The sequence below is a fragment of the Streptomyces sp. NPDC002838 genome (genome assembly GCF_040295365.1).
GTDB lineage: Bacteria > Actinomycetota > Actinomycetes > Streptomycetales > Streptomycetaceae > Streptomyces.
Genome location: NZ_JBEOVF010000085.1, coordinates 24,215 through 31,069, shown reverse-complemented (window position 1 = coordinate 31,069; position 6,855 = coordinate 24,215). Strand labels below are relative to the sequence as shown.

The 6,855-nt window shown below is 66.9% G+C and carries 5 protein-coding genes and 1 pseudogene; 2 read left to right on the top strand and 4 right to left on the bottom strand.

The annotated features are described in order from the left end of the window. Positions 1 to 329: 329 nt before the first annotated feature. Together ABT063_RS48550 and ABT063_RS48545 are read right to left on the bottom strand one after the other, a co-directional pair. Entirely contained in the window at positions 330 to 974 is a 645-nt protein-coding gene (locus ABT063_RS48550; RefSeq protein WP_351068032.1) for a TetR/AcrR family transcriptional regulator, read from the bottom strand. 76 nt (positions 975 to 1,050) lie between these two features. Further along, positions 1,051 to 1,455, bottom strand: a complete 405-nt coding sequence (locus ABT063_RS48545) for a PaaI family thioesterase (RefSeq protein WP_351068030.1) — start codon at positions 1,453 to 1,455, stop codon at positions 1,051 to 1,053. A gap of 143 nt (positions 1,456 to 1,598) precedes the next feature. On the opposite strand from ABT063_RS48545, the pseudogene ABT063_RS48540 reads away from it, so the two are divergent. Beyond that, a pseudogene (locus tag ABT063_RS48540) lies at positions 1,599 to 1,949 on the top strand (transposase); the annotation flags it as partial. A gap of 462 nt (positions 1,950 to 2,411) precedes the next feature. Here ABT063_RS48540 and ABT063_RS48535 read toward each other — a convergent pair. Together ABT063_RS48535 and ABT063_RS48530 are read right to left on the bottom strand one after the other, a co-directional pair. Next, positions 2,412 to 3,005 (bottom strand): SigE family RNA polymerase sigma factor, encoded by a 594-nt coding sequence (locus ABT063_RS48535; RefSeq protein ID WP_502991035.1) that lies wholly within the window; start codon positions 3,003 to 3,005, stop codon positions 2,412 to 2,414. 849 nt (positions 3,006 to 3,854) lie between these two features. After that, positions 3,855 to 4,196 carry a hypothetical protein gene (locus tag ABT063_RS48530; RefSeq protein ID WP_351068025.1) on the bottom strand — a complete coding sequence of 114 codons (342 nt, stop codon included), beginning with the start codon at positions 4,194 to 4,196 and terminating at the stop codon, positions 3,855 to 3,857. A gap of 440 nt (positions 4,197 to 4,636) precedes the next feature. Here ABT063_RS48530 and ABT063_RS48525 point away from each other — a divergent pair, with 440 nt between their 5' ends. After that, positions 4,637 to 6,850, top strand: a complete 2,214-nt coding sequence (locus tag ABT063_RS48525) for an MMPL family transporter (RefSeq protein WP_351068023.1) — start codon at positions 4,637 to 4,639, stop codon at positions 6,848 to 6,850. Positions 6,851 to 6,855: the final 5 nt, after the last annotated feature.

Below are 6,855 nucleotides of genomic sequence, written 5' to 3'. Positions count from 1 at the left end.
CCACTCGCACGCCGTCATCGTTTGCTCATGGTCCGGGCAAGGAGCGCTCATAAAGGCCGCCACCCACGATGCGGATACCGGAGCGGACTCTCAAGGGCCTGCCCGTCTCATGGAAGTCAGCCACGTCATGTTCTCCAACTCCCACCAGGGCCGGGACGTAAGCGTGCGCAGTACACCCGGAGTCCTGTTCAGCGGACCCAGTGCCTGCAGCGGGGCTCACCGTGCTCAAGCCGGAACTTCGGCTTCTTCTGCGCCCTGCTCCGCGGCCCCTGTCCGTCGCCTCCCTCACTGGCCAGTGATCCCAGCGGCGCGCCTTTGGCACTCATGGTTCAGCCCGACTGAGTCACGCCAGCCATCGAGGGTGTGAACGCGTGAGATGCAGTGAGAAGAGCGCCGTGGACGGCTGAGGACGCCGCCCGCCTGACGTAGCGGTCGCTATTTGGAGGCCATACATCACGCTCTTGGTGGATCAGAAGAGAAACCGCCCCGTGCACGCTGGCACACAGCACTCTGGCGGTTTCGGTCTTACTCGTCACAGGTACCCCGGCATCAACACAGGCTGCGACCTTGTCCCGGAAATAGCGGAAGCATTCATCTTCGTTCTGGCGGCTGGCTTCGGTGGCCTCACCGGCCATCACCAGTCGGTACTGGGAAGGATGACGAAGTCCAAATGCGATGTAGGCGACGCAGGTTTCGTAGAGCGCCGTCACGGGATCCGGGATTTCCCGGGACACTGCTTCCAACTCGATGAACAGTGAGCTCCACACACGCAGGCACGTCGCATGGACGAGTTCCCTCTTCGAGGCGAAGTGGAGGTAGACGGCCGGCGGGCTGACTCCCGCACTTGTTGCTACTGCACGAATCGTAAGAGCGTCGGCGCCTCCGCCTTCCAGCAGCTGATCGGCGATGTCGAGAAGCTGGTTTCGGAGCAGACCGCCCTGGCCTTTGGCGGCGCGAACCCGGGAACCGGTCACAGATACGAGCCTTCGTGAGAGGGCGACCATACGCAGGTGACGAAACCGCGATGCCCCGAATGTGCGTGACGAGGCATCAAGATGCCTTCGGTTTGACGGTGGTGACCACTTGGGTTACCCGGGCGCACAGTTCACCTTCGTCATCATGAATGTCGACCTCGATGACAGTGTTGCGCCCCAGACGCAAGGGACGAGCTGTCGCAACGACGCTCGTGCGTGCGGGCCGAAGAAAATGCGTGCTCGACTCCACGGTGGCTGGTGCGGCGCCAGCTGGACCGTTGAGGGCGGCGCACACGGCAGCACACACATCAGCGAGCCCCATCAACGCCCCTCCGTGGAGGCCGCCGCCCACCGTGGAAAGGGAGAGATCGTGCGCCAGTCTGGCTTGAACGCCGGCTTCCGTAATCTCCTTGAACTCGACTCCGAGCGTCTTGGCATACGGCGCGAGCGCGTAGACGTCTTCGGCTTCAAGTGTGACCACGGGTCACTCCCCTCCTGGTTAGTGGCGATAACTTATCTTCGTTAACTCAGGTCGTCAACCCGGGTGACTTCTGATCTGGTTACCACCACCGTGATGTGGCGGTGGCTCGTTGAGTCGGCCGTGGGCCGGGTACCTGGAGTTGGATGGTTCCGGACGGGTTGTGGGAGATCACGAAGCCGTTGATCCCGCCGTCGAGGGTGCGGCCGCAGGGCGGCGGGACGCAGGACACGCCTGATGAGACCCTGTTCGCGGCCATCAGCTATGTACTGGTCAGCGGCTGCGCCTGGCTCACGTTGCTGCCGTGCTTGGGCATCTCCAAGTCGACCGCCCACCGCCGGTTCCTGATCTGGTCCCGGGCCGGCGTGTGGGCCCGTCTGCACGAGGCCGTGCTGCAACAACTCGACGAAGCGGTCCTGATCGACTTTGGATGGAAGCCCATGGTCGAGGGTCACCAAACGAGACACGATCCGCACAACGGCCGACACTGCAAGCCCGCACCGTCAGGCTGGTCATTGTCTCGTCACGGTGGCGGGACGGGGGAAGCTGGGTCGGGTGCTCCCGCAGTAGCGGCCTCCCTGGAGGGCGGCACCTGGATGGCGGGGGAAGTCGGGGCCTGAGACGTGGAGGGGCTCACTGAATGCGAGGGGGTGTCGGCGGGACGGACCGGGCTGTCTGAATTGCTGCCCGTGACGGCGAGCAGTGCGCAGGCAGCAACCGCAGCCAGGCCGAACAACACGATGACGATCCGGCGAGGGGGGAGGAAGGACCGTCTGGGCCTGGTGGGAAGGGCGGCGGGCCGCAGGTGTGCCCAGTCGGCGCTGTTGGCCCGGGCTTCCAGGGCCTCGCGCAGTCGTTGTTCGGTCTCCGCGTGGTGGAGCTGGCTGCGCCTCATCGCTGGATCTCCGCAAGGCGCCGGCAGCGCGAAGAACTGGAGCGCGGCGGAGAGGGGTGCTCGGTCATCGAGGTACCTCCAGGTGTCTGCCGAGAGCGTCCAGGGCCCGGCTGGCGGTTGACTTGACCGTCCCACGGGAGACTCCGAGGATGTCGGCGATCTGTGCCTCGGTGAGGTCCGACCAGTAGCGCAGGACCAGGACCTCGCGCTGTCGGCGAGTGAGACGCTGCAACGCGTTGATCACTTCTTGATGGGTCTCGGCAAGGAGCACGCTCCTGTCGGCGGACGGGGCATGGCGTTCCCGCTCAGGAATGTAGGCGCGTGCTGTACGGCGCCGGCGCAGAGCCGAGCGAGCTCTGTTGACCACACTGGTTCGCAAGTAGGCCTCGGGGTCGTCCAGCTCCGCCAGCCGACCGCCGTGGCGGCGCAGGAGTGCGACGAAGGCGTCCTGTACCACGTCCTCTGCCGTCGGAAGATCGTCCACCAGAAGCAGTGCCAGCCGCACAAGCGCCAACCGGCGATGGTGGTAAAGCTCACTGAAGCCGTGCTCGTCCCCGGCTGTCACCGTGCTGGGGGGCACGGCTTCGAACAGCCTTCTCCCGCTACCCTTCCGGCCGGCCAGTGAACGCAGCGCGAGTGTGTTCTGCGCTCGGCGCATCAGAGCCACTCCGCCGCAGAACAAGGGGCGCACCGGCCTGAACATCGTCCGCCACCAGGCGAGCGATGGTGCTGCGGTTGGGATCGCCGCTGTTCTCACATGTCTCCTGGACGTCACAGTACGGTCCGTCCGCCCGGGACCCCGGGCGGACGGACCGCTGCTGGGCCTGAGCCCCTGCAGCGTGCTTTCACGTGATGTCGCCGAACGACCTAGCGTCGATCAGCGGGCCAAACGCTGAGCCTCACCTGGCCGCAGCCGCGAGCTGCACAGGCTGTGCGGGCTTCGCGTCAGCCGGGACGTCCGTCTCCGAGCTCGGAGCGGGCGTCTCCGACCCGGAAACGTAGGGCTTGGCGTGCTTCCCGGTGGAAGTGGACGTCACCGGAGAGGCAGCCTGCGCCTTCTGTGCCTCGGTGGGTGCATCCGACGAGGCGGGTGCGGCGTGGGCGGTGAAGGCTCCCCCCAGGGCCAGCGCGGTGCCCACAACCGAGGCGCCCAGCACGGCGCGAAGCCGGCTCGGACGGGGGCTGCGGGCAGCGGCGTGACGTACTGACATGTTCGGTCCTCTTAATCATCAGTCTTGGCGGTTGGGTGACCGTCCGTCATGGGTGGCTTCCCTTGCGGCGGCTCTGTGCTGGAGGCGCATCCAAATCGACAGACGTCCCAAGGCCCTCGGGGTTGCGGGTCGGGCGAGACGGATACAGGCCTGATTCAGTGATCTGCGTCACTGAGGCCCGGGTCGAGGGCCGGGGTATGGGCTGGGTGCAGAGGAGCCCGCGGGCGCGAGGTCGACGGTGATACACGTGCGCTGCCCGGACCGACTGCCTCCATGGCGCACCCACCCCCCTCACGTCATCGAACGTGAACTCGCATTACGAGATGGGGGCAGGGGCCGAGGCGCAGCAGGGCCCTTGCCGTCGGGCTTCCGAGCCTCGATGTGGATGGCTTGGTGCGCCGGTTCCATGTCGACGTCATCGGTAGGCCGGTGTAGGTGCCCAGAACGTGCCTGCTGGGAGCGAGACCCCACAACGCGACAAGGGCGTTGACGGCGAAAGCCGCGTAGCCGACGGAGGTGACCACCATCGAGATGGCCGTGCCGGGAACCGTGGGAGCGGTGAAGCCGACCAGCAGGCCGACGCCGTAGCGCATGGCCCGCACCTGTCCCAGCCGGGAGGAGGCGTAGGTGAGGGGCACCACGCACACCAGGGGTGCTCTGCCCCCAAAGCCGCGCGGAACGGCATCGTCGCGGCGGAGCTCGCCCACCACTGTCGACCAGTTGGAGCCTGACAGATATGGGATCGTCGACGGTGTCGGGACGCCTTCCTGCTGGGGAGAGCAGGCCCCTTGCGGCCTGCTCTGCACAGGCATGCCGATGCTTCTCGTGCAGTGAGGCTTCCCCAAAGGCCGCAAGCTCCCTTGCTCGGTGGGCTTGTTCTACAGCATGCAGTAAATTCTTCGGTCGGATGACCTGCGACGAGGTCGGATCTTCCGAGCGGCAGCCCCGGGGTGAAGCACGGCGAAGTTGACGACGCTGCGGTCGACCGTCAAGAAACCCTCAGGTTCATCGGCGGGCGCCCGTCAAGTTCGCCGAGAAGGATCAGAGCCTCAATCCACTACCGATGAGGGATGCAGGCATGGCTACGCTCTTGTACCGGCTGGGCGCGCTCGGCGCTCGACGGTGGCGAACGATGTTGGTCGCATGGCTCTTGGCTCTGGGAGCGGTGATCGGTCTCGGGTTCTCGTTCGCAGGCTCCTTCCAGGACAGCAGTTCCATTCCCGGGTCACCGGCACAGACGGCCCTGACCAAGATGGACCGTCACTTTCCCTCCCCGGAGGTGCAGTCCGCGCAGATCGTCTTCCAGGCCCCTTCCGGCCAGAAGGTGACCGATCCGGCCCTGCAGAGGTCGCTGGCATCCACCCTCGCCGCGACGAGCGACGTAAGCGGCGTGAGCGAGGTCAGCGACCCGGCCGAGAACGGCACCGTCTCCGAGGACGGACGTACCGCGGTGGCGGAGGTCAGTTTCACCACCAAGGCGGACGAAGACGTACCCGCCGGCACGCTCGACGCGGTGAAGGCAGCGGGCGGCCAGGCCGAGCAGGCGGGTCTCAAGACCATCTACGGAGGTGACGCCTACGAAGAGTCGCACCCTCCCGTCGGGCCCACCGAGCTGATCGGCATGGGCGTCGCGCTGGTCATCCTCGTCATCACCTTCGGTTCGCTCGCCGCCGCGGGACTGCCGCTGCTCACCGCCGTCCTCGGCGTGGTCGGCGCCATGGCCGCGATGATGGGCCTGGCGACAGTGTTCGGTGTGAGTGACAACGCGCCCACCCTGGCCATCATGCTGGGGCTCGCCGTCGGTATCGACTACGCCCTGTTCATCGTCTCGCGTCACCGTGCCCAGCTCGCCTCCGGCATGCCCGTCGCGGAGTCCATCGCCAGGGCCAACGCCACCGCGGGCAGCGCTGTCGTCTTCGCCGGCGCCACCGTGATCATCGCCCTCGTTGGTCTCTCGGTCGCCGGCGTTCCCATGCTGACCTCCATGGGCCTGGCCTCCGCGGGAGCCGTCGCCGCCGCCGTCGTCCTGGCCCTGGGCCTGCTGCCGGCGCTGCTGGGAATGCTCGGCCGCAGGCTCATCCCCAAGCCCGGTGCCCGCGCCGGCCGCAGGAAGGCACGCGGTGGCCGGACCCCGCTGGGCGTGCGCTGGACCGAGGGGGTGTTGCGCCGACCGGTACGCACCCTGATCCTCGGATCCGTCAGCATCATCGCCCTCGCCCTTCCGGCGATGCAGCTGAAGGTCGCGGTCACTGACTCAGGCAACAGCCCCACCACCTCGTCGAGCCGTCAGGCCTACGACGCCATCGGTGACGCCTTCGGCCCCGGAGCGAACGGTCCTCTCGTCATCCTCGTCGAGGACGACGACCCGACCGTCATCACCTCCACGGCCACCGCCGTCGAGAACACGCTGGATGACGTCAAGGGCATCGCGGACGTCAGTGGCGTCGACGTGGCCGAGGACAAGATCGCTGCCCGCATCCAGATCATCCCCACCACCGGGCCCCGGACGACGGAGACCAGCGACCTGGTCTCCCACCTGCGCACCGAAATGCGACCCCTCGCGCAGTCCACCGGCAGCTACATCGCCGTCACCGGGATGACCGCCGTCAGCATCGACGTCGCCGACAAGCTCAGCGGCGCACTGGTCCCCTTCGCGATCGTCGTCGTCGGTTTCTCACTGCTCCTTCTCATGGTCGCCTTCCGGTCCGTCGCCATCCCCCTCAAGGCCACCATCGGATTCCTGCTCTCTGTAGGCGCTGCCTTCGGAGCCACGGTCGCGGTCTTCCAATGGGGCTGGCTGGCCGGCCCGCTGGGGGTGAGCAGCGAGGGCCCGGTGGCCAGCTTCATGCCCATCATCGTCATGGCCGTACTCTTCGGACTCGCCATGGACTACGAGGTGTTCCTCGTGTCCGCCATGCGGGAGGACTACGTCCACCACCGCGACGCCCGCGTCGCCATCGTCGCCGGCGCCCGCAACGCGGCCCGCGTCGTCACCGCGGCCGCCCTCATCATGATCTCGGTGTTCATCAGCTTCCTGTTCTCGTACGACGCCGACATCATGCCGATCGCCTTCGCCCTGGCCTTCGGAGTCCTGGTGGACGCCTTCCTGGTCCGCATGACCCTGGTACCCGCGGTCATGGCTCTCCTCGGCGACCGGGCCTGGTGGCTGCCCCGCCGACTGGACCGCTTCCTGCCGCATCTCGACGTCGAGGGCGGAGACTTCCAGGCTCCCGACACCCCCGACGCCACACCTCAGGTTCCCGTCCGACCCTCCACCCCCGTAGGCACGTGACGCGA